The organism is Candidatus Pelagibacter giovannonii, from assembly GCF_012276695.1.
In the GTDB taxonomy this organism is placed as follows: Bacteria; Pseudomonadota; Alphaproteobacteria; order Pelagibacterales; family Pelagibacteraceae; genus Pelagibacter; species Pelagibacter giovannonii.
In genome coordinates, this window is the sequence record NZ_CP038852.1 from 821,058 (window position 1) to 846,690 (window position 25,633).

A 25,633-nucleotide genomic window follows, 5' to 3' on the forward strand; every position below is an offset into this window, starting at 1 on the left:
GTTCTAAATTAATTAGAATGCAAATGATAAAGCTATGTCGTAACCTTTAACATCATTAACAGCTGTAGTTAAACCACCTCTGTTTTGCTCTTCAGCAAAACCTGCTGCTAAAGTCATTCCACCTGAAGTGTATGATATTGATAAGTTACTGTTTTCTTGGTCAGTAGTGCTTGAACCAGCGTTGTAAGTTGATTCAGCATAACCAATTGATATATCATCTGATACAGCGTAAGTGATACCGAAAGCATCCCACTCATCAGTATCAGTTGTAGTAGCAGCATCTATTTCTGATGATTGGTATCCAACTGTTACTGAACCATATGCATATTTAACATACATAGTGTCATTATCAGTATTGCTTGTTCCGCCAGCAGCATTGTTTTCACCCATAGCATAACCAACGGTTAAACCTTCGTAGCCAGTGTATTCAAGACCGTAATCAACTGAACTTTCAACTTCACCTGTTCCTGATGGAACGTATGATGCAGAAATTTTAAGACCGTCAACAGCAGTTGTGTTGTCGTATCTCATCATGTTGTTACTTCCAGCTGAACCAATAGCACCAAATAGTGTAGAAGCAGTAGTAGTTACACCACCATTATCTACAGTATTTGAGATGATATCCCAAGTTTCACCGTAAGCTGTTGGCATTACATCGTCAACACCACCTACAACTGAATCAAGACCATGTCCACCGAAAGCAATAGTTCCCATGTCACCCATGTCAACAGTTACACTTCTGCTGTCCATTGCACTTGTTCCAACGTTTTCGTTGTTATCTAATTCTAAAGATAGAGTTACATTAAAACCATTATCCAATTCTCCACTACCTGAGAAAGTTACTGAATCATTCATGTACCAAGTGTTTGCAGAAGTACCTTTATCAGCACCACCGAAACCAATACTAGCTGAACCTGACGCAGTTAGCTCGCTTGCAGATACTGCAGTCGCAACTAAAGAACCAGCTAAAGCTGTTAGTCCTATTTTTTTTAAGTTGTTCATATTTTTCCTTATTGTTATTGTTAATTGTTTAATATTAAACATGGTATTTATATAGAAATCTGCGTTTTCTTTGATTATAAAGTCCTCAAATTTATTAAATTTTTAATTAGTGTTGCATATATACATCACATTATATGACTGTTTTCCTATATTTTTAATGTTTTCTCAAATAAAGTGTGTAAATTCACAAATTAACTATAAATTTTATCATGAATATTGCAAAAAAATTAAAATCTTTATTTTTAATATTTCTTACTGCAATTTTTTTAAGCTCCTGCGGTGGTAAATTACCCGGTGCCGATGCAAGAAAGTATCCTCCTAATCCTGAAGAACGTGTAAAAAAAAATATTGAGGAAGGTAGGGGTTTTAGACTTTCAAATGTTGGTAAAGGAGGAAATGGCACATTTGATTTTGCAAGTTCCAATGAATTGTGGAGAGCTTCCTTAGACACAATTGATTTTATGCCTTTGGCTTCTGTAAATTATGGTGGGGGAATTATAATCACAGATTGGTACTCAACAGATGTTAACAATGAAAGTATTAAAATTTCAATAAGGTTTTTAACAAATGAAGTAAGGTCTGATGCTTTAGATATCAAAGTTTTTAATAGAAAATGTGAAGCACAATTTAATTGTGTAATCACTGAAAAACCTGGAAACTTAGTTTCAGAATTGACAAGCAAAATTTTAAAAACTGCAGCTATTTACGAAAAACAAAAAAAAGATAAAAACTTTAAGCCATATATCACTTCTGATGCCAAAAATTAATAAATAATAATAAAATTAGTAATTAATTTTATGGATAGATATAATTTTAAGATTGTAGAAGAAAAATGGCAAAAACTTTGGCACAAGAATAAAGTTTTTTCATCGAAATTAGATAAGACTAAAAAAAAATTTTATTGTCTAGAAATGTTTCCTTACCCATCTGGTAAAATTCATATGGGTCATGTTAGAAATTATACCATTGGTGATGTACTTGCACGTTTTAAAGCATTGCAAGGCTTCAATGTTCTTCATCCAATGGGCTGGGACTCCTTTGGTATGCCTGCAGAAAATGCTGCAAGACAAAATAATTTAGATCCTAAAACTTGGACTGAATCTAATATCAAGATTATGAGGTCCCAACTTAAAAAACTCGGGTTATCGATTGACTGGGACAAAGAAATCTCAACTTGTTCTGAAGATTATTATAAACACCAACAAGAATTTTTTTTAGATCTGTATGATAAGGGATTAGTTTACAGAAAAGAAAATTATGTTAACTGGGACCCTATTGATGAAACTGTTCTTGCCAATGAACAGGTGGTAGATGGTAAGGGTTGGAGGTCAGGAGCTATAGTTGAAAGAAAAAAACTAAATCAATGGTTTTTTAATATCTCAAAATTTTCAGAAGAATTATTGCAAGGATTAAACTCATTAGAAAATTGGCCTAATAAAGTAAAGGTAATGCAAAAAAATTGGATAGGCAAATCGTTTGGTTGTGAAGTTGAATTTAAAATTGAAAATGAAAAACCTGTTGAAAGTATTAAGTGCTATACAACAAGACCTGACACTTTATTTGGGTTTTCCTTTCTTGCCCTCTCAGTTGATCACCCTTTAGCAAAATATTATGAAAATGATAAGGAATTTCAAAAATTTAAAGAAGAGTGTTCTAAAACAGGTACTACCGAAGAATCTATTGCTTCTGCAGAAAAACTTGGTTTTAAAACTGATATGATTGCAATTAATCCACTAGAAAAAAACATGAAAGTTCCAGTTTATTTTGCAAACTTTGTATTAATGGATTATGGGTTAGGTGCTGTTTTCGGTTGTCCTGCACACGATCAACGAGATTTGGATTTTGCAAAAAAATATAATTTAAAAATTACACCTGTTGTTAAACCTGAGAAAGATAAAGACTTTGAAATAGATAATGAGGCTTATACGGGTGAAGGATATCTTTATAATTCAAATTTTCTTGATGGTTTAAAAGTTCCCAGTGAATCTATTGTTAAAACTATAGAATTTCTTGAAAAAAATAATCTAGGAAAAAAAAAAACTAATTATCGATTAAAAGATTGGGGCATATCAAGACAAAGGTATTGGGGCTGTCCCATTCCAATGGCTTATGATGAAAATGATCAGCCTATTAAAATTCCAAGAGATATGCTGCCCGTTAAACTTCCAGAGATTGAAAAATTAAGCAACACAGGAAACCCTTTAGACTCGGAAGATAGCTGGAAATTCTTTATTTTAGATGGCAAAAAATATAGAAGAGAAACTGATACATTAGATACTTTTGTTGATTCTTCATGGTATTTTTTAAGGTTTTGCTCACCTCATAATTTAGATCATGGATTTAATCAAGAAGAAGCCAATTATTGGATGCCAGTTGACCAGTATATTGGTGGTGTAGAACATGCCATTTTACATTTATTGTATTCAAGGTTTTTTATGCAAGCTCTATCTTATAAAAATGATGATTTTAAATTAAAAGAACCATTTGACGGATTGTTTACACAAGGAATGGTTTGTCACGAAACATATAAAGATCAAACTAATACATGGTTAAATCCTGAAGAAGTAACTTCTGAAGATGGTAAAAAGTTTTATAAAAAAGATAATCCTTCTGAAAAAATAATTGTTGGACCAACAGAATCAATGTCTAAATCTAAAAAAAATACTATAGATCCAGAGAATATAATAAAAAACTATGGTGCGGATTCTGTTAGATTGTTTATTTTATCAGACAGTCCTCCAGAGAAAGATGTGCAATGGTCTGATCAGGGCATGATAGCATCATTTAAATTTGTTCAAAAACTATGGACATTAAATTCTAAAATTTTAGATAAAATAAAAGATAATAACCAGGACGATGAAGGTAAAAATTTAACTAAATTTACTAATCAACTAATTAATAAAGTAACCCAAAACTTAGAAAAATTTCATTATAACGTAATTGTTGCAAACCTTTATGAAATGTATAATTTTTTAATCAAAGAAACAGATAAACCAATTAAAAAAGAAATTTTAATTGAAAACTATAAAAAAATTTTAATTATAATGAATCCATTTATTCCACATTTTTCAAATGAATGCTTAGATACTATTAATGAGAATCTAATAAAGTGGCCAGAAATTTCTAAGGAAGATTTAATAGAAGATGATATTAATTTTGTTGTTCAAATAAATGGTAAAAAAAGAGCTATTTTAAAAATAAAAAGAGATATGGTTGAAAAAGAAGTTTTAAAAATTATAAGACAAAATCTAGAAATCGAAAAGTTTTTTAAAAACAAGAAAATAAAAAAATCAATATTTGTGCACAATAGACTTATAAATATTATAATATAAATGATGTTCCAAAAAAAATTATATTACTTCTTTTATTACTACTATCATCTTGTGGGTACGATGCGATTCACTCCAAAAAAAATTCTATGAATTATAATTTTTCAATAAGTGAACTGAATTTTATTGGAGATAGAAAGGTTAATCTAAAAATCAAAGAAAAACTGAACAACTACACTCAAAATAAAAAAGATAAAGATTTTATAATAAAAATCTCTAGCAAATCAGAAAAAATAATTTTAGCTAAAGATGTTGCTGGTGATGCCACAGCTTTTAAAAATACAATTTCTATTAATGTAGAAGTTTTGATGAACAATAAACTTAAAAATAATTTAATGATTTTAGAAAGCTTTAATTATAATAATATTTCTAATAAATTTAATTTAAAGAATTATGAAACAGAAATTAAAAATAATTTAGCTGAGACAGCTACAGATAAATTAATTTTTAAATTGTCCAATATTCAATGATACTAAAGTCGTTTGAGTTAACTAAAGTAAAATTAAATAATTATAAATTTTATCTATTTTATGGTGATAACGAAGGTCTTAAAGAAGAGAATATTAAAAACTTATTCGAAAAAAACTACCATGATAAAATTCATAGATATGATGAAAAAGAAATACTAGATGATCTTAATATTTTTTTTAATAGTGTCCTTACTAAATCTTTTTTTGATAATCAAAAACTCATAATTATTAATAGAGCAACAGATAAAATTAGTAAAATCATAGAAGACTTAATGGAGAAAAACCCTGAAGATATACAAATTATTATAAACTCAAAAAATCTTGAAAAGAAATCTACATTACGAAAACTCTTCGAAAAAGAAAAAGCAATTGTATGTGTCCCATTTTATGAGGATAACAATCAAACTTTAAATTCCATTGTTAATCTTTTTTTTAGAAATAAAAAAATCCCGGTATCTCAGCAATTAATTAATATTTTAATAGAAAGAAGCAAAGGTGATAGAAAAAATTTGAATAATGAATTAGATAAAATAGAAACCTATTCATTAAATAAAAAAAATTTAAATATTGAAGAGATAATTAAGCTAACAAACCTTGCAGATAACTATAGCGCTTCAGAACTTGTAGACCATTCATTGGCTAAAAACACAAGAAAAACTGTCACTATTTTAAGTGAAAACAACTATTCAGATGATGATAATATAATAATTATTAGAACATTATTAGCTAAACTAAAAAGACTAGTTAAAATTTATGAATTAATTGACAAAAAAAACAATATTGAACAGGCGATATCAGCTTGTAAACCACCAATTTTTTGGAAAGACAAGTCGCTTGTTACTCAACAAATAAAATCTTGGGAGAAAGATCATTTAATAAATTTAATTTATAAAACTAATGAAATTGAACTTTTAGTTAAAAAAAACTCAGTTCCTGCTAAAAATATATTAGCAGATTTTATAATTAATAATTCAAAAAAAACTAGTAATTAGATTTTATAATCTCGATTATTTTATTTAGTTGATCTAGATCTTTATATTCAAGCATCAAAGAACCTGAATTATTTTTTTTATTTTTAATTAAAACATTAAGACCTATTTTTTCTCTAATTGATATCTCTAATGCTTGCAAGTTAGTATCCTTGGAAGGTTTAAAAGAATGCTTCTTCGCCCTAAAAATTTTTACAAAATTTTCTGATTGTCTAACTGAAAATTTTTTTTCAATTATTTTATTTGCAACAAACTCTGCATTATCTAAACCTACTAAAATTTTTGCATGTCCTGTTGTTATTTTTTTATTTTCAATTAACTTTAATACTGTTTCAGGAAGATTTAATAATCTTAAATAGTTAGTAATGTGGCTTCTACTTTTTCCAATAAATTGTGCTACTTTTTCCTGGTTATATGAAAATTCTTCGATAAGTCGTTGATAACCGCGTGCTTCTTCAACAGCATTTAGGTCATTTCTTTGAACATTCTCAACAATTGCAAACTCTAAAGATTTTAAATCATCTACATCGGTAATTACAACTGGAACTTCATGCAAACCTGCTTTTTGTGCTGATAACCACCTTCTCTCTCCTGCGATTATTTCATACTTTGAATTATGGTCGCTAGATTTTCTAACAATAATTGGCTGAATAATACCTCTCTCTTTTATTGAGTTTGTTAAATCTTGTAAACTTTCTTCATCAAATATTTTTCTTGGTTGAAATTTATTACTTACAAGATCAGATATCAAAACTTTATTAATGTTTATTTCTATTTTTGTTTCCCCTATTAAAGATGACAGTCCTCTACCTAAACCTTTTTTTATTTTGTTTGTGTCCATTATGCTACGCTCCCTGTTTTTTGTTCTTGATTAATAAATTCATCTGTAAAGTTAAAATATGATTTACTACCAGGACAAAATTTGTCATATATTAAAACTGGCATACCATGAGATGGGGCTTCTGACAGTCTAACGTTTCTTGGAATCACTGTTACATAAACTTTTTCATTAAAATAATCTCTTGCTTCTTTTTCTACCTGTGTAGATAACCTATTTCTTTTATCAAACATTGTTAAAAGTATGCCCCTAATTTTTAATTCAGGATTTAAATTAACTTTTATTCGTTCTATAGTTTTTATTAGCTGGGTTAACCCCTCTAAAGCAAAAAATTCGGTTTGTAGTGGTACCAATAGTGAGTGTGAAGACACTAGGGCCATAACTGTGAGTAAGCTTAGTGATGGTGGACAGTCTATAAGTACATAATCATAGTTTGCTCTAGAATTATTCAAATAAGCGGTTAATTCACGTTTTAAAATGAAGGCTCTCATGCTATCATCAGCTGTCTCGACCTCAAGCCCAGATAAATCTACATTCGAAGTGATAATATCTAAATTTTTGAGCTGAGTTTTTTTAATCACATCAGAAATGGTCTTCGTACCATTCAACACCCCGTAAATAGTTTCTGTAGAACTTTCTAAATTTGATAAACCTAGTCCTGTAGTAGCATTTCCTTGTGGATCAAGATCAATAACTAAAACTTTTTTCTCTTGTTGAGCTAATCCCGCTGCAAGATTAATTACTGTTGTTGTTTTTCCAACCCCACCCTTTTGATTTATTACAGAAATAATTTGCATTTAATATTTTAATGTTTTTTTTTAATATTTTTTATATTTAATAAAAATGAGTCTTTGCTTGTAATACTTTTTTTCTTTTCAAAATCAAAATCCCAATTTATTAAAGCTTCTTTTAAAACTTTTTCTCCATTTTTTCCCATAAAGACAATTAAATTTTTGTAAGTACTAAAATTTTTATAAACTAAATCTAAAATTATTGGTAAAGGTTTAAAAGCTCTTGCCGTTATTGTACCTGTCTCTAAATTTTGTGCCTCAAAAATGTTTTCTTCTATAACTTCTGTATTCAATTTAAGATGTCTGGATGCTTTTCTTAAAAAAGAGCTCTTATGGTGACTTTTTTCATATAAATGAACTTTAGCCAAATTTTTCATGTTTTTAGTCATAATTGATATTATAATGCCTGGCATACCCCCACCAGAACCTATATCTGTTATTGTATTGCTATTTAAATCAATAAATTCAATAATTTGTGCAGAATCTACTATATGACGTTCTCTAATTACATTATTTTTAGCTGTTTCCTCACTTATTATATTAATTTTCTCATTTCCTTGCTGAAGTATAGAGACGAATAGCTCAAAATCAATTAATGTTTCACGTGGAACATTTAGGCCTTTTAGTAGTGAATATTTTTTTAAAATTTCTTCCATTAAGCTATAAGCTTAATAGACTTTCTTTTTACATGTGACAACAAAATATATACAGCAGCTGGAGTTATTCCATCAATTCTTAGCGCTTGTCCCATAGTTTTTGGTTTTATTTGTTTAAATTTAGCTTTTACCTCATTTGAGAGTCCAGAAAGAGCATCATAATTAACTTTATCTGGTATGACTAAATTTTCGTCTCTTTTAAATGCTAATATATCTGCTTTTTGTTTTTTAAGATAACCTCTATAGTGTGCATTTATTTCAATTTGTTCATCTATTTTTTCATTAAAAAAAGGAATTTCAGGCCAAATTACTCTTATTTTTTTCATATCAACTCCTTTTTGGGTTAATATTTCATTAGATTTTCTTAAAATACCATCTTTTGCAATTTTAATATCAAAATTTTGTATTTTAGTTGGGGATATTGATAATTCAGACATTATTTTAGATATTATTAATAATTTTTTTTCTTTATCTTTATATACAATTTCTCTTTGCTTTGATATTAAACCAATTTCAATCCCTTTATTTGTTAATCTTCGGTCTGCATTGTCTGCTCTCAGACTTAGCCTATACTCTGCTCTTGAAGTAAACATCCTATAAGGTTCTGCTACACCCTTAGTTACTAAATCATCTATCATAACTCCAATATAAGCGTCTGATCTATCCAAAATAAATGGCTCTTCCTTCTTAAAAGATAACGCAGCATTAATTCCTGCTATTAAGCCTTGGGCAGCAGCTTCCTCATAACCAGTCGTCCCATTTATTTGTCCAGCAAGGTATAAATTTTGAATTTTTTTAGTTTCAAGAGTTAAAAATAATTCTCTAGGATCAATATAGTCATATTCTATAGCATAACCTGGTCTAATTATTTTAACATTTTCTAAACCATTGATATTACTACATATTTCTTGTTGTACATCCTCAGGAAGTGAAGTTGAAATTCCATTTGGGTATATTGTATGGTCGTTTAGCCCCTCAGGTTCTAAATATATCTGATGGCGGTCCTTGTCTGCAAACTTTACTATTTTATCCTCTATTGAAGGACAATATCTTGGACCAACCCCCCGTATGCTGCCTGAGTACATGGCGCTTCTACTTAAATTTTTTTGAATTATTTTATGAACTTTTTCATTCGTATAAGTCATCCGACATGAGACTTGCTTGTTTAAATTTTTTTTTGTTAAGAAAGAAAAAAAATAAGGATCATCATCTGCAAACTGTTCTTCTAAATTATCATACTTAATTGTTCTAGCATCAAGCCTTGGTGGTGTGCCTGTCTTAAGTCTTCCTATTTTAAAGTCATATTTTTTAAGTTGTTCGCTTAATCCTGTTGAGGGTTTCTCATCAAACCTTCCAGCTGGTGTTCTTTCATCACCAATATGAATCAAACCATTCAAAAATGTGCCCGTTGTTAGGATTAACTTGCCACATAAAATCTTTTTGCCTGACTTTGTTTCAAAACCACTTATATTGTTTTTATCAAAAATAAATCTTACTACAGGATCGGAAAAAATGTTTAAATTACAGTAGTTTAATAATTTTTCTTGCATAAATTTACGATATAATGACCTATCTGATTGTGTTCTGGGGCCTTGAACAGCGGGCCCTCTACTTCTGTTTAATAGTCTAAATTGTATACCTGATTTATCGGCAACGTCTCCCATCACACCATCTAGAGCGTCTATCTCTCTAACAAGATGACCTTTACCAAGACCACCGATCGCTGGATTACAAGACATCTCTCCTATAGTCTCAATTTTGTGTGTAAATAATGCGGTGTTAACTCCAAGACGTGCAGACGCAGCTGCAGCTTCGCAACCAGCGTGTCCTCCTCCAATAACAACTACTTCAAATGATAAATCATTTTTCATAACTTAAATTTATAACTGATATAAATTTTTACAAGCAGACAGTGTTTTTTTAAGAAATATTTGTTAGACCAGCTAAAGCTACTTTTTTATAATTAAAGTGGTTAAATAAGATATGTTTATCAACAAAAATAGTTAAAAAAGGATATAAAACCCTTTAAAACGATGATTATTTGCCGATACAAAAATCGTTGAAAATACTACCTAATATCTCCTCAACATCTATTTTTCCAACTATCATTCCTAAATGTCGTGTTGCTAAACGGAGATCTTCTGCAGCTTTATCAAAATCTTCTGCTTCATTTTTTTCTTCAAAGTTTTTTAAATAATCTAAACTTTGCTCAAGATGTTGCCTGTGCCTTTCACGAGTAATTAAAATATCTTCACTTGTGATAAATTTGTTTTTTAATTTATTTTTAATTTTAAAAATTAAATCTTCTACATTGTGATTGTTTTTTACTGAAATTAAAACATGTTCAAAATTTTTTATTTCAGGACTTAAATCTTCTTTTAAAAGATCAGATTTATTAACTACCAGTATCGCATTTTCATCCATCAATTCTTTTAAAACACCTTTAAAATCAATGCTTTTAACGTCTATAACGATCAACTTTAAGTCTGCATTTTCGGCTTTATCAAGTGCTAATTTTATTCCTTTTTTTTCTATTTCATTTTTCGAATCTCTGATTCCTGCAGTATCAGAAACCACAACTGGATAGCCATCGATATTTAAATGCGTTTCGATTACATCTCTTGTTGTTCCAGCTATTTCTGAAACGATTGCTGCATCTCGATTTGAAAGTTGGTTTAGTAAACTAGATTTTCCAGCATTGGTCGGCCCTATGATTGCAATCTTAAAACCTTCTCTAATTCTTTCACCAACTTTTTGATCATCTAGAATTTTTTTTATATTTAAAATTACCTCACTGGAAATTTTTTTAATATTTTTTAAAATATCTTTTGGCAGTTCTTCATCTGGAAAGTCTATTTTTGCTTCAACGTGTGATAAAATTTTTAAAAGTTTTTCTCTTAAGCTATTAAATTTATCTGCAGATTTTCCATTCATAATTTTTATTGCCTGCTGTCTTTGAATTTCAGTTTCTGCAGAAATTAAATCTGCAATACTTTCTGCTTTCAGTAAGTTTATTTTTCCATTTTGAAAAGCAAGTTTTGTGAACTCTCCTGGATTCGCTAAACGACAATCTTCAATTTTTGAAATTGAGCGGTGTAGGGCATCTATTACTGCTTTGCTGCCATGAATGTGGAATTCCGCCATATCTTCTCCTGTATAGCTCTCAGGACCAGGAAACCACAATATTATGCCCTCATCAATTAGCTCAGAAGTGTTGATTTTATAGATTTTTCTTAATGTAGCAACTCTTGGCACTGGAAGTGCTGTATTGGTTAATAACTTTATTACTTTTTTGGTGTTTTCTCCAGAGACTCTAACAATAGCTATACCAGAAATTCCTGGGCCAGTGGAAAGAGCATAAATTGTCATGTTAATATTATAGCTTCTATTTTACAGTTCTGTAAAACGTTAAATTAACAAAGATGAAATTATTTTTTAAATAATTTTTTGAATAATTTTTTCAAAACTTTTAGTAAAATCTTTTATATCGAAAAGAGATGATTTTAATACTTTTTCTCTCAAATTTTTCCCAAATTTTTGTAATATGTTTTTTTCTTTTTGAAATGAAATAGCTTTATTAAAATAATCATCTTTATTTTCAGCAATAAAGCTTTCCATTTGAAGGTTAATATTTATACTTTCACCACATCGTGAATTAAAATTATGACCTTTCATTGTTAAAACAGGAACGCCCATCAAAACTGCATCAAAGCTAGTTGTAACACCAGGGTAGGGGAATGTATCCAGCGCAACATCAACGTTATTATAAAGGCCTAAATGATTTTGAAAATTTTTTTTATGGTTGATAAATAGAATTTTCTTTTTTTCCACCCCTCTAACTATAAATTTCTTTAAAAGGTTTAATTTTAATTCTTCACCAACAATACTAGGTGGCATAGGGTTTTTTAAAATAATTTGAGAATTAGAACAGTTCAAAATTTTAGACCACACATCTATAGTGTCATTTGATATTTTGTGGAAATTATTAAAGGAAGCATATGTAAATATCAAATTATTTTTTTTTATTTCTGGTAAACTTACTGACAAATTCATTGCATTCCATATTTTAGGTAAAAATAAAATCTTTTCAGAATACAATTTTTCCTCTTCTTTTTTTATTAAATTATGGTCTGCAATAAGGTAATCCATATTTTTAATTCCTGTGGTATTATTATATCCAAGCCAGCAAGCTTGAATTTTTGCCACTCTATTTGAAATAACCTGAACTCTATTTCCCCTAAAGAAACCACAAAGATCTATTAAAATATCAAGCTCTGATGATCTCACTAAATTAGTGGCTTCAAGATCTGATAGCTTACTTATATCTATCCAATCTTTAGTTGATAATCTTAATTCATCGGTTGTATTATCATAATGAGAATTGTGTAAATTGCTAATTAAGCTAATTTCAAATTTATCTTTATCCAGATTTAATAACAAACCTTTTAAAAAAAACGATACTGGATGATTTTTAAAATCACCTGAAAAAAAACCAATTTTTATTTTGTTATTTTTTGAATTTTTAAAATTAAAACTACAATGTTCTAATTCTTTGTTGTTTTCCATTAATTTAGAATAATTTAAACATTCAGAAAAATAAAATTCTTGAGTTATACCACTGGCATAATTTAAACATGTTAAAAATTCACTCCTATCAATTTTTGATTTAGGATTAATCTTAAATAAAATTTTATAATATTTTATAGACTCATCTAAGTTAGCCAAATATAGGTGAATTTTACTTAATCCAAGTAACAACCTCTCATCACTCTGATTAATATTGTATGCCTCTTCAACGTAGGGCAAAACAACTTTAAATTCTTGAGTTCTAAAACTAACCTCAATCATATTGCATAGCAGCTGCAAGTCGTGTCTATTATTGACATAAAGTTTCTCAAACAAATTACTTGCACATCTAAGATCCTTAATATTTGAGGATTGATTTAATGTTATGGCACATGCATAATAAAATATTATTGAAGGTGACTGATCTTCTGGTTTGCCTAATTTTTCAGTTTCAAGCTGTACTCTTTTATATTGTCCATCGTTCAAATATTTTAGAAATGTTTTGCTAAGGTCTATATTTTTAGATTTTTTCGACATAATTGAAACAAATATAAATAACGTAAAAAACCATCAGATAAAATAAATAAAATTATATTATTTTTAAGCCTTGATTTAAGGCCTAGCTTTGAGAGTTATGCTGGTTTATTCATTGAACTAAAGAAATCTGCATTGCTTTTTGTTTCTTTAAGTTTCGAATTAATAAATTCAATAGCATCCATTGTTCCCATTGGACTAATAATTCTTCTTAGCACATTCATTTTTGAAAGGTCGTCTTTATCAAAAAGTAATTCTTCTCTTCTTGTTCCAGATTTAGTTATATCGATTGCTGGATAAATTCTTCTCTCAGCAATTTTTCTATCCAGAACTGTTTCACTATTTCCAGTTCCTTTAAATTCTTCAAAAATTACTTCATCCATTCTTGATCCAGTATCAATCAAAGCTGTTGAGATGATTGTTAAAGATCCACCTTCTTCAATATTTCTTGCAGCACCAAAAAATCTTTTTGGTCTTTGAAGTGCATTCGCGTCAACTCCACCTGTTAATACTTTTCCAGAACTTGGGATTACTGCATTATAAGCTCTACCCAATCTTGTGATTGAGTCTAATAAAATTACCACGTCCTTTTTATGCTCGGTTAATCGTTTTGCTTTTTCAATTACCATTTCAGCCACAGCAACGTGTCTTGAAGCAGGCTCATCAAAAGTAGAACTTATAACCTCACCTTTAACTGTTCTTTTCATATCAGTTACTTCTTCTGGTCTTTCATCAATCAATAAAACCATCAAGTAGCTTTCAGGATAATTTTTAGCAATTGAGTTAGCGATACTTTGTAAAATCATTGTCTTACCGGCTTTAGGAGGTGAGATAATTATTGATCTTTGACCTTTTCCAATTGGACTTACAAGATCAATTAATCTTGGAGTTAAATCTGGTTTTTTTTCAATTTTAGTTGTCTCAACTTCCATCACCATTTGTTTATTCGGGTAAAGTGGGGTTAAATTATCAAACGCAATTTTGTGACGAGCTTTTTCTGGTTCTTCAAAATTTATTTTTTCTACTTGTAATAATGCAAAATATCTTTCACCTTCTTTTGGGGCTCTAACAGGACCCTCGACCGTGTCTCCTGTTCTTAAACCAAACTTTCTAATTTGGCTTGGGCTAACATAAATGTCATCTGGTCCAGCTAAATAGTTTGATTCCATTGCTCTTAAAAAACCAAATCCATCTTGTAATAATTGCAAAACTCCAGCTCCAGTTATCTCTTCTTTTTCAGCAACCTTTTTTAATATAGCAAATAAAATTTCTTGTTTTCTTAATGTGCTAGCGTTTTCAATACCAAGCTCTTCTGCTTGAGTGATCAATTGTTCAGATGATTTTAATTTAAGTTCTTGTATATTCATGAGTGGGGGGGTTAAAATTTTTGTGAGATAAGATAGATATATATACTCTTTAAATTATTACAAGCATAGAACTTAGTGCTCTTTAAAGCTCAATAAAATAGCGCATTTTATAGAGTATTTAAGAACTTAAACTTAGTTCTTTAGCAAAATCCTCTACTTTAGACCAGTCAGTAAATTCAAAGGACTTTGAGGTGTCTGTTGGGCCTTTAGTTATAAACATTATAAGTCGAATAATATATTTATCAAAAAAACTATAATTTGGATAATTAACTTTGCCAGCAAACACGCCCAACCTATCAGGCTTCCAATTTGAAATTTTTAAAAACTTTTTCATATAAGGATTTGTTTCTGGAGTATTTTTTTCTGGTTTTCTTGCAACAACATTTACTGAAAAGAAGGCACTTTTTTTTTTTTCAAGTGTTTCTTTGTTTGAAGAAATAAATTTATATAAATTTTTACTATGTTTCCCATATCTGATGCTTGCTCCAATTATAATATCTTCATAAGATTGAAGATTAAAATCACTTGCTTCTTCTAGTGAGATTAATTTTATAGATTCACTATTTTTTGAAAAGCTTTTTATTTTTTCACAAATAGTTTTTGTTTGACCATCTGTACTTGAGTAAATTATTAAAGAACCAGGCATTTTAATTGATACTATTTTTTATTCATTATTTGTTGCGGCATTTTCTGATAATATTTTTTTTCAACTTGGTATTCTATATCCTCTTTATCTTGTGCTGAGCCCTCTGCTTGTATAAAGGTATATTTTGCAAAGTCTTTACACCAGTCTTTGTTAGTATTGAGACATTCTACTGGATGGACATTGCCACCCCATTCTTTTGCATCGTTTACTAACTCATGACCTAATTCATCAGTGGTTTCAAGACAGTCTGCAACAAAACTTGGAGAATATATTACAATTTCTTTCTTACCTTCAGAAATTAATTTTTTAATTACATCTTCCGTATATGGTGTTATCCATTCTTCAGAACCAAAGCGACTTTGAAAGCTCATCATACACTGTTCTGGTTTAATATTTTTTAGATTATTAGTAATAAGATTAAATGTTTCGAAGCAATGTCTATAATAGTCATCACCTTTACTGACAACTCGCCTTTTTTGCATTCCATGAAAAGTTATTACTAAGCTGTCGATTTTCTTTCCTTGATTTATTAATTCATTTAATTTTGAGTCAACTTGATTTACAGAATTATCAATAAAGGCATGTGTTCTGTGAAAGTTCGTGATAACTTCGAAAGTTGGTATTTTTACTCTCTTCGACAACTCTTTTGCCAATGCATCTATGCCCGAAGCTATTGTGGCCTCAGAGTACTGAGGAAACATTGGTATAACTAATAGTTTTGTCGCGCCAATACCTTTTTTTAAATCATCCTCCCAATCATCATAAACTTCATTTACATATGGAGGTGATAAAAGAAAAGCATGGTTTACTTCGACATAACCTTCTGGATCAATTTTCTTTAATTCTTCACTTACATTTTTTGTAAAATTTTTCGTGTTGGTTATTAGTGGAAAACTTTCTCCATCCCAGATTCTTGCATAAAGTTTAGCAGACTTTTGTGGTCTGAAGGGCAACACAAAAAAATTTAAAATTATTTTCCAAATCCATGGGTTTATATCAACAACTCTTGGGTCTCCTAAAAATGCACGAAGATATTTTCTTAAAGCTTTAGTTGTTGGCTCCGAAGGTGATCCTAATTGAACAAATACAACTTTTGTTTTTCTTTTTGGATGTGTGTACTGTTGTGTCATTATAAATAGGTTATTATAAATATTGTTTTAATTTTTAATTTAATAATCTTTTACCATCTTTACTAAATAATCCACCATATTAGGATCTGTTTGGGGCAATACGCCATGGCCTAAATTAAAAATGTATGGGTGGTCTTTGAATGCATCTAGATATCTTCTTGCTTCTTTTTTCAAATTTTCTTTATTAGTTAATAATATTTTTGGATCAAGTCCTCCTTGTATAGGTATATTAATCTCTTTACATATGGAAACAGGATTTACATCATAGTCAATATTAACAGCATCAGGTTTAACAATATCACAATAATTTTTATAATTTTTTACTCCTCTTGGAAAACAAATTACTGGTACGTTCAATGATTTTACATAATCAACTAAATTTAGTGTTGGTATATAAACATAGTTTGGTAAATCTTTTTCTTCCAACAAACCAGCCCAGCTATCAAAAATCTGAATAACGGTCGCACCACTTTTTATTTGCTGGTCAATATGTAATTTCAAAAATTTTTCTAGAATTATTAAAATCCTGTTTATTAGAAATTCATCTTTGAAAAAGTCTTTTATTAGCTCTTTTTTTGGTGAATGTTTATTAATCATATAAACTAATAATGTCCACGGTGCTCCAACAAAGCCTATTACATTTTTGTTTTTGATTAAGTTATTTTCGCTTACTTTTTTAATTGATTTATAAACTGGATATAATTTTTCTATAAAATCAACTTGATCCACATTAGATAAGTCATCTAAGTCTAACGAGCCAAGTTGCGGACCAAAATCTCTTTTAAATTCTATTTTTTGATTTAATCCATATGGGATCATTAAAATATCTGAAAAAATTATTGCAGCATCTAAATCAAATCTTTTAAGAGGTTGCAAAGTTATCTCTGAAGATAAATTTACATTTAAACACAGGTTTATAAAATTAGGATTTAATTTTCTAATTTCCCTAAATTCTGGTAGATATCTACCAGCCTGTCTCATTAACCATATTGGAGAATTATTTGTTTTTTTGTTTATTATAGTTTCTTGAATGGGTGTCATAATAATAAGTAAATATTTAATTATAGTATTAGTTATATAGTATGTGAATAATGGTAATTGTTTGTTTTTCAGTTTTTGTACATAACTTATCAACAATTAGTGAGTTATAGAATTGTTATATAGTCTCAAATCTAAGGCTTTATTTAATATTGTTAGATAAAATGTATATTAATAGTTCACATGATTATTAATGTTAATAAAAATGAGTTTTTACAGCGAAAAATAAAAAACATCACTATTTTAAAAAATGATAAAAATAATACCAAAATATCAACTTTTAATACATGAGTAATACATATCAAATATACCTTATTTCTGACTCCACTGGGGAGACTCTTGATAGAGTGTTTTTAGCAATTAAAGCTCAATTTAAAAACATAGAATATGATGTAAAATCTTATTTTTTTACAAGAACAGAAAATCAAGTTAACAAAATAATGGAAGAAGCAAAAAAAAATAATAATTCAATAATTTTATACACTATCGTTGATACTTCTCTTGCAAAGTTTTTAGCAAACAAAGGAGATGAAAAAAAAATTCCGTGTTTTAGTGTTTTAGGAAATTTAATAATGAACTTCTCAAAACTTTTAAATCAAAAAGCATCCCACGTTCCGAGTGGACAACATGCTTTGAATGAAGAATATTATGAAAGAATTGAAGCAATCCAATTTACTATGGCCCATGACGATGGAAATCTTGTTGAAGACATAGAAAAAGCAGACCTGATATTGTTGGGTGTTAGCAGGACAAGCAAAACACCAACATCAATCTATCTTGCTAACAGAGGTTACAAAACTTTAAATATACCCTTGGTAAATGATCAATCAATACCGGAAAGTTTAAAGAAAAATCCAAAACTTTCTTGTGTGGTTGGCTTAACAACTGAACCTCAGAGATTAGTTGATATTAGAAAAAATAGAATGAATGCTCTTAAAGAAAAAGAAAATACTAATTATACAGATATAAGAAAAATAGAAAAAGAAATTAGTGAGGCTAAAAAAACATTTATCAAATATAAATGGCCAACAATTGATGTTACCAGAAAATCAGTAGAAGAAACGGCAGCATCAATAATTAAAATATATGAAATAAACAAAAGCAATGGTTAAAAAAATTATACTTGCATCAAAAAGTGGTGTAAGAAAAAAAATTTTAGAAAAAAACAATATTCAGTGTAAAATAGAACCATCCAATGTGGATGAGGATAGTATTAAAGAAAGCCTGCTAAAAGAAAGAGCATCTCCAACAATTATTTCAAAAAATTTAGCAGAATTGAAGGCTAACAAAATTAGTCAAAAATTTATAGAGGAAATAGTGCTTGGAGCAGACAGTATAATAGATTTAGAGGGTGAAATAATATCAAAGCCTAACAACAGAGTAGAAGCATTAGAAATACTAAAAAGAATGAACGGAAAAACTCATCAATTAATAAGTTCAGTTTGTATTTCAAGGGGTGGATCGATGATATGGAATTACACCGATAAGGCCTCATTAACTATGAAAAACATGACTTCTTTGGAATTAGAAAATTATTTGAAAAAAATTTCTGATAAAGACCTCTATGCTTATAATGTTTATCAAATTGAAGGCGAAGGAAGAAATTTATTTTCAAAAATAGAAGGGGATGAAGATACGATCATGGGCCTTCCAGTCAAAAAAATTAAAGAATATCTGAATATTACAAGATGAAAAAAAATTTTTTAGTAATAGGAAATCCAATTGATCATAGCTTATCACCAAAATTACATAACTATTGGATAAAAAAATATAAAATTGATGCAATTTATGAAAAAAGGCTTTTAAATAATAATGAGATAGAAAATTTGATTTTTAATATCAGAGAAGAAAAAATTCATGGGATAAATATAACAGTACCATTTAAAAAGATGATTATCCCTTTTTTAGATGAGTTAAGTGAGGAAGCAGAAATTTCTCAATCAGTAAACACAATTTATAAAAAAGATAATAAAATTATAGGTGATAATACTGATATTGAAGGTTTTAAACTTAGTTTAGAAAAAACAGAACAAGAAATTAAAAATAAAAAGGCTTTAATACTAGGGGCAGGTGGGGTTGTTCCTTCAATTATTATTGCACTTAAAAAAATGCAAATTGAAAAAATTTATATAAGTAATCGAACAGAATTAAAAACAACAGAGTTGAAGAAAAACTTTCCAGAGATTGAAATAATTAAATGGGGACAAACTTTAGATTTTGACATAATCATAAATGCGACAAGCATTGGATTAAAAGAGGAAGATGAAATTAATATTAATTATCAACAAATTAGCAAAGACAAATTTTTTTATGATGTAATATATAATCCGCCAGAAACAAATTTTTTAAAAAAGGCAAAAAAGTATGGTGGAATAACAAAAAATGGCAAAATGATGTTTATTTACCAGGCTCAAAAAGCCTTTTTTATCTGGCATAAAGTTGTTCCAGAAGTAGACAATGAAACAATTAATCTTTTAGATGTATGATAAAAATTGCACTGGTAGGAGATATAGGTTCTGGAAAAAGTCACATAGCTAAACTTTTTGGTTATCCAGTTTTTAATGCTGATCAAGAAGTGGCAAGCATATATAAAAAAAATAAAAATTGTTTTAAAAGATTAAAAAAAAATTTACCTAAATATTTTTCAGTATTTCCAGCAAATAAAATACAAATTATAAAAGCAATAGAGGATAGTGAAAAAAATTTAAAAAAAATTACAAAAATTATTCATCCAGAAGTTAGAAAAAAATTATCTACTTTTTTAAAAAAAAATAAAAAAAGAAAAGCCATAATTTTAGATATCCCTCTTTTATTGGAAAATAAACTAAACCAGAAAGGTGATATAATAGTTTTTGTTCAGTCAAAAAAAAGTGATATTATAAAAAGACTAAAAATGAGAGATAATTTTAACTTAAATTTATATAATCAATTTAAAAAAATACAGTTACCGCTTAGTTATAAAAAGAAAAAATCTAATCATATTATTAAAAATAATTTTACCAATAAGCTTGTTAAGATAAGTATAAAAAAAATACTAAAAAAAATTATATAAGATGAAAGAAGTAATACTAGATACAGAAACAACAGGACTATCGGTTAAAGATGGACATAGAATTGTAGAAATCGGATGTATCGAGTTAGAAAATTTGATACCAACCAAAAATAGATTTCACTGTTATCTTAATCCAGAGAAAAAGGTTTCTGAAAAAGCTTTAGAAGTTCATGGTTATACGGATGAATTTTTATCTACTCACAAAAAGTTTAGAGAAATAGTGGACGAGTTTTTGCATTTTATAGAAGACAAGAGACTTGTAATACACAACGCTGAATTTGACTTATCTCACTTAAACAATGAATTAGCATTGTTGGGTAAGAAGAAATTAAACAGTGAGAACGTTGTAGACACACTTGCTTTAGCTAGGGATAAATTTCCAGGCTCTTCAATAAGTCTTGACGCATTGTGCAAAAGATACAGAGTAGATAATTCAAAAAGAACACAACATACAGCTCTTATCGACTGTGATCTCTTAGCTAAAGTTTATATTAATCTTCTTGATCAAAAAGAACCAACTTTAAATTTCAAAAATGAAGATAATGAAAAAATAATAATAAGCTCAAATGATACAAACCAGTATTATAAAAAAATAGTTAAGCCATCAGAGATAGAACTTAAACTCCATAAAGAATATTTAAAAAATAATTTAAAGAAGAATTTTTTTAATTAGCTCTTTGTTTGTATAATTCAGTAAAATCAACTTTTTTTTCAAATTTTATTCCAGGATAACCAGAGTCAGATAATAAATTTAAAAATATTCTCTCTAAGTCAGGATAAATTTTATTAGGCACATCACATAGAATAATTTTTTCCATTTCTTTTTTTTCAGTAACTTTTTCATCAACCTTAACTATAGATGTGTAAGTTATTTCAAAATGTGCTTTTTTTAAAATTTCAGGCTGATCTGAAAATCTTAGAATTGTGTTTACTTCAATAATTCCATTTTTTACTGCCTTAGAATTAATATCAATATTTAATTTGTATTTAGAAATCTTATCTCTTACAAATATATATGTTGGTGCATCTGGTGTTTCACTTGACATATCTTTAATAAAGTTGCTAATAATTTTAAAGTTTTCTATCATTTTCATCTTCTATATCTTCAAATTCACCATTAATGAAATCTTGTTTTTTATTCATAGGCTTTTGTTTAATTGATACTTTTTTAAATATCAATTTTCTAGTTGGTGGAAATATTATTAATAAACCTATAAAATCTGTAGCAAAACCAGGTAAAATCAAAAGTAATGCTGCAAATGCTAAAGCTGCCCCTGAAATAATTTCATAAACTGGAAGTTCATTTTTTACCATTTGAGACATTCCTGACTTTAGAGTGTTAAAACCTTCATATCTGGCATAAATAATGCCAAAAAAAGCTGTGATAAAGATAAGTAAAATCGTGTTAAAGGCTCCAATTTGAGAGCCCAACTTGATAAACAAATAAATCTCAATAATAGGAATACCAACAAGTAATAATAAAAATGTGTTCATTTGTCTTTATTGTAAATTGCTAGTTGTAATTAATCAACATAGTAAATATTATTAAATTATGACTTATAGTTTTGAATACATAGATATTATTCTTTTAGCAATGATTGCCGGTTTTATTTTTCTTCGTTTAAGAGGAATACTTGGTAAAAAAAATGGTTTCGAAGGAAAAATCCCACCACAATTTGAAAAGGAATTTCAAAAAACAAATATAGCTCCAAAACCAGTTAGCGAAAATTTTGATGAAGTGTCACAAAAAGAATTTTTAAAAGGTGCAAAAATTGCTTATGAAACAATTATTACAGATTTTAGTGATAGTGACAATAAGCTGATAGCAAGCAAACCACTTTTGGGTAAAAAAATTTATGATCAGTTCAAAGAGGCTCTTGAAGATAGAGCTAATAAAGGTCATTTTGCCGAAATAACTTTTATAGGGATTAAGTCAGCTGTAATTAAAACTCATAAAAAAATTGAAGACAGCTTAGAAGTTACAGTAGATTTTGTTAGTGAAATTATAACATGTATAAAAGATAAAGATAAAAAAATCGTGTCAGGAGACAATGAAAAGATAAAAACTGTTTATGACACTTGGGTTTTTTCAAAAGACATTAAATCATCAAATCCAAATTGGTTATTAATTAATACTATTACCTAATTGATTAAGAAGATAACAGACAAAGACAAAGAAGATTGGGAAAATTTCCTAAATAACAAAAAAAAAAATCTTAATAAAAATTCTTTAAAAAAAGAAGACATAAATAATCCAGATAAAGACAAGCAGGACTGGGAAAATTTTTTAAACATTAATGAGAAAATTCCCAACAAAGATTACGTTTATAAAAAAAATATAAGATATGAGAAAATAAAAAAAATAGATCTTCATGGTTACACGATTGAAGAAGCAAATAAAGCTGTAGAACAATTTATTCAAAAATGTTTTGATGAAGGTGTTACAAAAATAATAATAATTACAGGCAAAGGACTAAGGTCTAAAAATGTTGAAAATCCTTATCTTTCAAAGGATTTGAGTATACTAAAATATTCAGTTCCAGAATTTATTGAAAACAATAAAAGTTTAACTCAATTTATTATTGAAACAACAGATGCTAAGATTGAAGATGGTGGCAGTGGAGCTTTTTATATCTATCTTAAAAACAAGAATAAATTTAAAGAATAAATTTAGATAAGTCTGTATCTTTAACTAGCTCATCTAGATTTTGTTTTACATATTTAGAGTCTATTATTATTTTCTCACCAGCCCTATCTGTTGCAGTAAAACTAATATCATCTAAAATTCTTTCAATAATTGTATGAAGTCTTCTTGCACCAATATTTTCTACAGTATTGTTAACTTCTGAAGCCATATTGGCAATCGCATCAATACCGTCATCAGAAAATTCTAGTTCAACATTTTCTGTTTTTAAAAGAGCCACATATTGTTTGATTAAACTATAATCTGGTTCTTTAAGAATTCTTTTAAAATCATCACTAGTTAAAGCTTCAAGTTCAACCCTTATGGGTAATCTACCCTGTAATTCTGGTAGTAGATCTGAAGGTTTTGCTAGTTGGAAAGCGCCAGATGCAATAAATAAAATATGATCTGTTTTAATTGTACCGTACTTTGTACTAACTGTTGTTCCTTCAATTAAAGGAAGCAGGTCTCTTTGAACTCCTTCTCTAGAAACGTCTCCACCAGATCTATCTGTTCTCCCTGAAATTTTATCTATTTCGTCTAAAAAAACTATTCCATTATTTTCTGTTGAATCTTTTGCTGATTTTATAATTTTATCTTCTTCTATTAACTTGTCAGCTTCGTCATTAATTAAAATTTCATGAGATTCTTTGACAGTCATTTTCTTCTTTTTTTGTTTATTGCCAACAGATTTTCCAATCATCTCTCCGATATTTATCATTCCAATATTTGCTCCAGGCATTCCAGGAATTTCAAATGCAGCTTGAGAGCCACTATCATTTACTGCTATTTCAATTTCATTGTCATCTAAATCACCATCCCTTAATCTTTTTCTAAAGCTTTCTCTTGTAGCAAGACTTGCTTTATTTCCAACTAGAGCATCTAAAACTTTTTCTTCTGCTAACTTTTGTGCCTTTGCATGAACTTCTTTTCTTTTCTTTACTTTCTCCATTGCAATTGCAATTTCAAGTAGATCTCTTATAATTTGTTCAACATCTCTTCCAACATACCCAACCTCAGTAAATCTTGTGGCTTCCACCTTTACAAAAGGAGCTTCAGCTAATTTTGATAACCTTCTAGAAATTTCTGTTTTACCAACCCCTGTTGGCCCTATCATTAAAATATTTTTAGGCAAAACTTCATCTTTCATTTCACCCTTTAAAGCTTGTCTTCTCCATCTATTTCTTAAAGCAATGGCAACTGCTTTTTTAGCTTTATTTTGCCCAACAACATATCTATCTAATTCAGAAACTATTTCTCTAGGTGATAAAGAACTGACTAAAGAGTTATCTTTTTTTTCAGCTTTTTCTTTTGGAAAAGGAGTAACGTTTGTATCTTTCATTAAATTTTTTCAATTTTAATATTATTATTAGTGAATACACAAATTTCAGACGCAACTTGAATTGCTTTTCTTGCAACTTCTTCAGCACTCAAATCTGTATCCAATAAAACTTTAGCAGCAGCTAAAGCATAATTTCCACCTGACCCTATACCTATGGCATCACCCTCTGGCTCTAACACATCACCAGTTCCTGAAATTATAAAGCTATTTTCTTTATCACCAATAGCCATTAAAGCTTCCAGTCTTCTTAAATATTTGTCAGTTCGCCAATCTTTTGCTAACTCGACAGCTGCTCTTGGAAGATTACCAGCATGCTTTTCAAGTTTTGCCTCAAGCCTTTCAAACAAAGTTAATGCATCTGCAGTTGATCCAGCAAACCCAGCTATTACATTTCTTTTTTCAATTTTTCTAACTTTTGCAGCTGTACTTTTTATAACAGTATTGCCCATACTAACTTGGCCATCTCCTGCAACCACTACTTCATTGTTTTTTCTAATAAGCACTATTGTAGTCATAGATTATAAATGGATATTAATTTTTATTCTTCAAGTAGTAAATTGCAAATATTGATATAGTTAATTAATCCCTATATACATATTATATATTATGAGCAGAATAGGAAAAGTTTCCAGAAAAACAAAAGAAACCAGCATCAGTGTTGAAGTTAATATTGATGGTAAAGGTCAATATAAAATTGATACTGGAATAGGTTTTTTAGATCACATGCTTGAACAATTATCAAAGCATTCACTGATTGATTTAAAAGTTAAAGCAAAAGGTGACACTCATATAGATCTTCACCACACAACAGAAGATACTGGAATAGCAATAGGTGAGGCTTTAAAAAAAGCACTGAAAGATTTTAAAGGAATTAAAAGATACGCCCATGCAATGATTCCAATGGATGAAACATTAACAAGAGTTGCAATTGATGTTTCAAATAGACCTTATTTAATATGGAAAGTTAAATTAAAAGTAGAAAGACTTGGAGAGATGGACACAGAGCTCTTTAAAGAATGGTTTCAAGCATTCTCTCAATCAGCAGGAATAACTTTGCACATGGAAAATATTTATGGAGATAATAGTCATCATATAATTGAGTCTTGTTATAAGGCTTTAGCAAGATCATTAAGAACAGCTTTAGAAATAGATCCTAGAAATAAGAAGAGCATTCCATCAACTAAAGGCTCATTATAAGTT

27 protein-coding genes are annotated in these 25,633 nt (G+C 28.8%); 12 read left to right on the forward strand and 15 right to left on the reverse strand.

What is annotated here, in order from left to right; all coding sequences use genetic code 11:
• Positions 1-12 precede the first annotated feature (12 nt).
• Positions 13-1,002 carry a porin gene (locus E5R92_RS04545; protein ID WP_168606910.1) on the reverse strand — a complete coding sequence of 330 codons (990 nt, stop codon included), beginning with the start codon at positions 1,000-1,002 and terminating at the stop codon, positions 13-15.
• A gap of 209 nt (positions 1,003-1,211) precedes the next feature.
• Between E5R92_RS04545 and E5R92_RS04550 the strand changes: the two genes are divergently transcribed.
• The 4 genes from E5R92_RS04550 (at position 1,212) to holA (ending at position 5,793) form a co-directional block, all read left to right on the forward strand.
• Positions 1,212-1,769, forward strand: coding sequence for a DUF3576 domain-containing protein (locus E5R92_RS04550; protein WP_168606911.1), 558 nt, complete (start codon positions 1,212-1,214; stop codon positions 1,767-1,769).
• Positions 1,770-1,799: 30 nt separating this feature from the next.
• Complete coding sequence (leuS, locus tag E5R92_RS04555) at positions 1,800-4,334, forward strand: leucine--tRNA ligase (RefSeq protein ID WP_168606912.1); 2,535 nt, start codon at positions 1,800-1,802, stop codon at positions 4,332-4,334.
• An 86-nt stretch (positions 4,335-4,420) separates the two neighbouring features.
• Entirely contained in the window at positions 4,421-4,801 is a 381-nt protein-coding gene (locus E5R92_RS04560) for a hypothetical protein (RefSeq protein ID WP_229704504.1), read from the forward strand.
• On the forward strand, positions 4,798-5,793 hold the full coding sequence (holA, locus tag E5R92_RS04565) for a DNA polymerase III subunit delta (RefSeq protein ID WP_168606913.1): 996 nt from the start codon (positions 4,798-4,800) through the stop codon (positions 5,791-5,793). The genes E5R92_RS04560 and holA overlap by 4 nt, the downstream gene beginning before the upstream one ends.
• On the opposite strand, the gene E5R92_RS04570 is transcribed toward holA, so the two are convergent.
• The 10 genes from E5R92_RS04570 to hemE all read right to left on the reverse strand — a co-directional run bounded on the left by E5R92_RS04570 (position 5,783) and on the right by hemE (position 17,359).
• Complete coding sequence (locus E5R92_RS04570) at positions 5,783-6,631, reverse strand: ParB/RepB/Spo0J family partition protein (RefSeq protein WP_168606914.1); 849 nt, start codon at positions 6,629-6,631, stop codon at positions 5,783-5,785. The genes holA and E5R92_RS04570 overlap by 11 nt on opposite strands.
• Complete coding sequence (locus E5R92_RS04575; RefSeq protein WP_168606915.1) at positions 6,631-7,425, reverse strand: ParA family protein; 795 nt, start codon at positions 7,423-7,425, stop codon at positions 6,631-6,633. The genes E5R92_RS04570 and E5R92_RS04575 overlap by 1 nt, the downstream gene beginning before the upstream one ends.
• Positions 7,426-7,433: 8 nt before the next feature.
• Positions 7,434-8,075 carry a 16S rRNA (guanine(527)-N(7))-methyltransferase RsmG gene (locus E5R92_RS04580; RefSeq protein WP_168606916.1) on the reverse strand — a complete coding sequence of 214 codons (642 nt, stop codon included), beginning with the start codon at positions 8,073-8,075 and terminating at the stop codon, positions 7,434-7,436.
• The gene (gene mnmG / locus E5R92_RS04585; protein ID WP_168606917.1) at positions 8,075-9,946 is read right to left on the reverse strand and encodes a tRNA uridine-5-carboxymethylaminomethyl(34) synthesis enzyme MnmG; all 1,872 of its coding nucleotides are present in this window, start codon (positions 9,944-9,946) and stop codon (positions 8,075-8,077) included. Before mnmG ends, E5R92_RS04580 begins: the two co-directional genes overlap by 1 nt.
• Before the next feature lie 166 nt (positions 9,947-10,112).
• Positions 10,113-11,444 (reverse strand): tRNA uridine-5-carboxymethylaminomethyl(34) synthesis GTPase MnmE, encoded by a 1,332-nt coding sequence (gene mnmE / locus E5R92_RS04590; protein ID WP_168606918.1) that lies wholly within the window; start codon positions 11,442-11,444, stop codon positions 10,113-10,115.
• Between the two features lie 66 nt (positions 11,445-11,510).
• Complete coding sequence (locus E5R92_RS04595; RefSeq protein WP_168606919.1) at positions 11,511-13,178, reverse strand: O-linked N-acetylglucosamine transferase, SPINDLY family protein; 1,668 nt, start codon at positions 13,176-13,178, stop codon at positions 11,511-11,513.
• 95 nt (positions 13,179-13,273) lie between these two features.
• Complete coding sequence (gene rho / locus E5R92_RS04600; RefSeq protein ID WP_168606920.1) at positions 13,274-14,542, reverse strand: transcription termination factor Rho; 1,269 nt, start codon at positions 14,540-14,542, stop codon at positions 13,274-13,276.
• A gap of 118 nt (positions 14,543-14,660) precedes the next feature.
• A complete protein-coding gene (gene hemG, locus E5R92_RS04605) occupies positions 14,661-15,188 on the reverse strand; it encodes a menaquinone-dependent protoporphyrinogen IX dehydrogenase (protein WP_168606921.1) in 528 nt (175 codons plus the stop codon).
• Positions 15,189-15,199: 11 nt separating this feature from the next.
• Positions 15,200-16,318 (reverse strand): ferrochelatase, encoded by a 1,119-nt coding sequence (hemH, locus tag E5R92_RS04610; protein WP_168606922.1) that lies wholly within the window; start codon positions 16,316-16,318, stop codon positions 15,200-15,202.
• Positions 16,319-16,357: 39 nt separating this feature from the next.
• Entirely contained in the window at positions 16,358-17,359 is a 1,002-nt protein-coding gene (gene hemE / locus E5R92_RS04615) for a uroporphyrinogen decarboxylase (protein ID WP_168606923.1), read from the reverse strand.
• Between the two features lie 284 nt (positions 17,360-17,643).
• On the opposite strand from hemE, the gene E5R92_RS04620 reads away from it, so the two are divergent.
• Genes E5R92_RS04620 through dnaQ form a run of 5 tightly spaced genes read left to right on the forward strand, consistent with a single transcriptional unit; the run spans position 17,644 to position 21,081 of the window.
• The gene (locus tag E5R92_RS04620; protein ID WP_168606924.1) at positions 17,644-18,468 is read left to right on the forward strand and encodes a pyruvate, water dikinase regulatory protein; all 825 of its coding nucleotides are present in this window, start codon (positions 17,644-17,646) and stop codon (positions 18,466-18,468) included.
• Positions 18,461-19,048, forward strand: coding sequence for a Maf family protein (locus tag E5R92_RS04625; RefSeq protein WP_168606925.1), 588 nt, complete (start codon positions 18,461-18,463; stop codon positions 19,046-19,048). The genes E5R92_RS04620 and E5R92_RS04625 overlap by 8 nt, the downstream gene beginning before the upstream one ends.
• Positions 19,045-19,842, forward strand: coding sequence for a shikimate dehydrogenase (gene aroE / locus E5R92_RS04630; protein ID WP_168606926.1), 798 nt, complete (start codon positions 19,045-19,047; stop codon positions 19,840-19,842). Before E5R92_RS04625 ends, aroE begins: the two co-directional genes overlap by 4 nt.
• Positions 19,839-20,408, forward strand: a complete 570-nt coding sequence (gene coaE, locus E5R92_RS04635; RefSeq protein WP_168606927.1) for a dephospho-CoA kinase — start codon at positions 19,839-19,841, stop codon at positions 20,406-20,408. Before aroE ends, coaE begins: the two co-directional genes overlap by 4 nt.
• 1 nt (position 20,409) lies before the next feature.
• Complete coding sequence (dnaQ, locus tag E5R92_RS04640) at positions 20,410-21,081, forward strand: DNA polymerase III subunit epsilon (RefSeq protein ID WP_168606928.1); 672 nt, start codon at positions 20,410-20,412, stop codon at positions 21,079-21,081.
• Here dnaQ and E5R92_RS04645 read toward each other — a convergent pair.
• Together E5R92_RS04645 and E5R92_RS04650 are read right to left on the reverse strand one after the other, a co-directional pair.
• A complete protein-coding gene (locus E5R92_RS04645) occupies positions 21,074-21,496 on the reverse strand; it encodes a protein-export chaperone SecB (protein WP_174823073.1) in 423 nt (140 codons plus the stop codon). The two genes, dnaQ and E5R92_RS04645, sit on opposite strands and share 8 nt — an antisense overlap.
• Entirely contained in the window at positions 21,480-21,902 is a 423-nt protein-coding gene (locus E5R92_RS04650; RefSeq protein WP_168606930.1) for an FxsA family protein, read from the reverse strand. The genes E5R92_RS04645 and E5R92_RS04650 overlap by 17 nt, the downstream gene beginning before the upstream one ends.
• Positions 21,903-21,960: 58 nt before the next feature.
• Between E5R92_RS04650 and E5R92_RS04655 the strand changes: the two genes are divergently transcribed.
• Together E5R92_RS04655 and E5R92_RS04660 are read left to right on the forward strand one after the other, a co-directional pair.
• Positions 21,961-22,554, forward strand: a complete 594-nt coding sequence (locus tag E5R92_RS04655; protein ID WP_168606931.1) for a Tim44/TimA family putative adaptor protein — start codon at positions 21,961-21,963, stop codon at positions 22,552-22,554.
• Positions 22,555-23,076 carry a Smr/MutS family protein gene (locus tag E5R92_RS04660; RefSeq protein ID WP_168606932.1) on the forward strand — a complete coding sequence of 174 codons (522 nt, stop codon included), beginning with the start codon at positions 22,555-22,557 and terminating at the stop codon, positions 23,074-23,076.
• On the opposite strand, the gene hslU is transcribed toward E5R92_RS04660, so the two are convergent.
• A complete protein-coding gene (hslU, locus tag E5R92_RS04665) occupies positions 23,066-24,433 on the reverse strand; it encodes an ATP-dependent protease ATPase subunit HslU (protein ID WP_168606933.1) in 1,368 nt (455 codons plus the stop codon). The two genes, E5R92_RS04660 and hslU, sit on opposite strands and share 11 nt — an antisense overlap.
• Positions 24,433-24,948 carry an ATP-dependent protease subunit HslV gene (gene hslV, locus E5R92_RS04670; RefSeq protein ID WP_011281633.1) on the reverse strand — a complete coding sequence of 172 codons (516 nt, stop codon included), beginning with the start codon at positions 24,946-24,948 and terminating at the stop codon, positions 24,433-24,435. The genes hslU and hslV overlap by 1 nt, the downstream gene beginning before the upstream one ends.
• 91 nt (positions 24,949-25,039) lie before the next feature.
• On the opposite strand from hslV, the gene hisB reads away from it, so the two are divergent.
• The gene (gene hisB, locus E5R92_RS04675) at positions 25,040-25,630 is read left to right on the forward strand and encodes an imidazoleglycerol-phosphate dehydratase HisB (RefSeq protein WP_018413686.1); all 591 of its coding nucleotides are present in this window, start codon (positions 25,040-25,042) and stop codon (positions 25,628-25,630) included.
• The last annotated feature ends 3 nt before the right edge of the window (positions 25,631-25,633 follow it).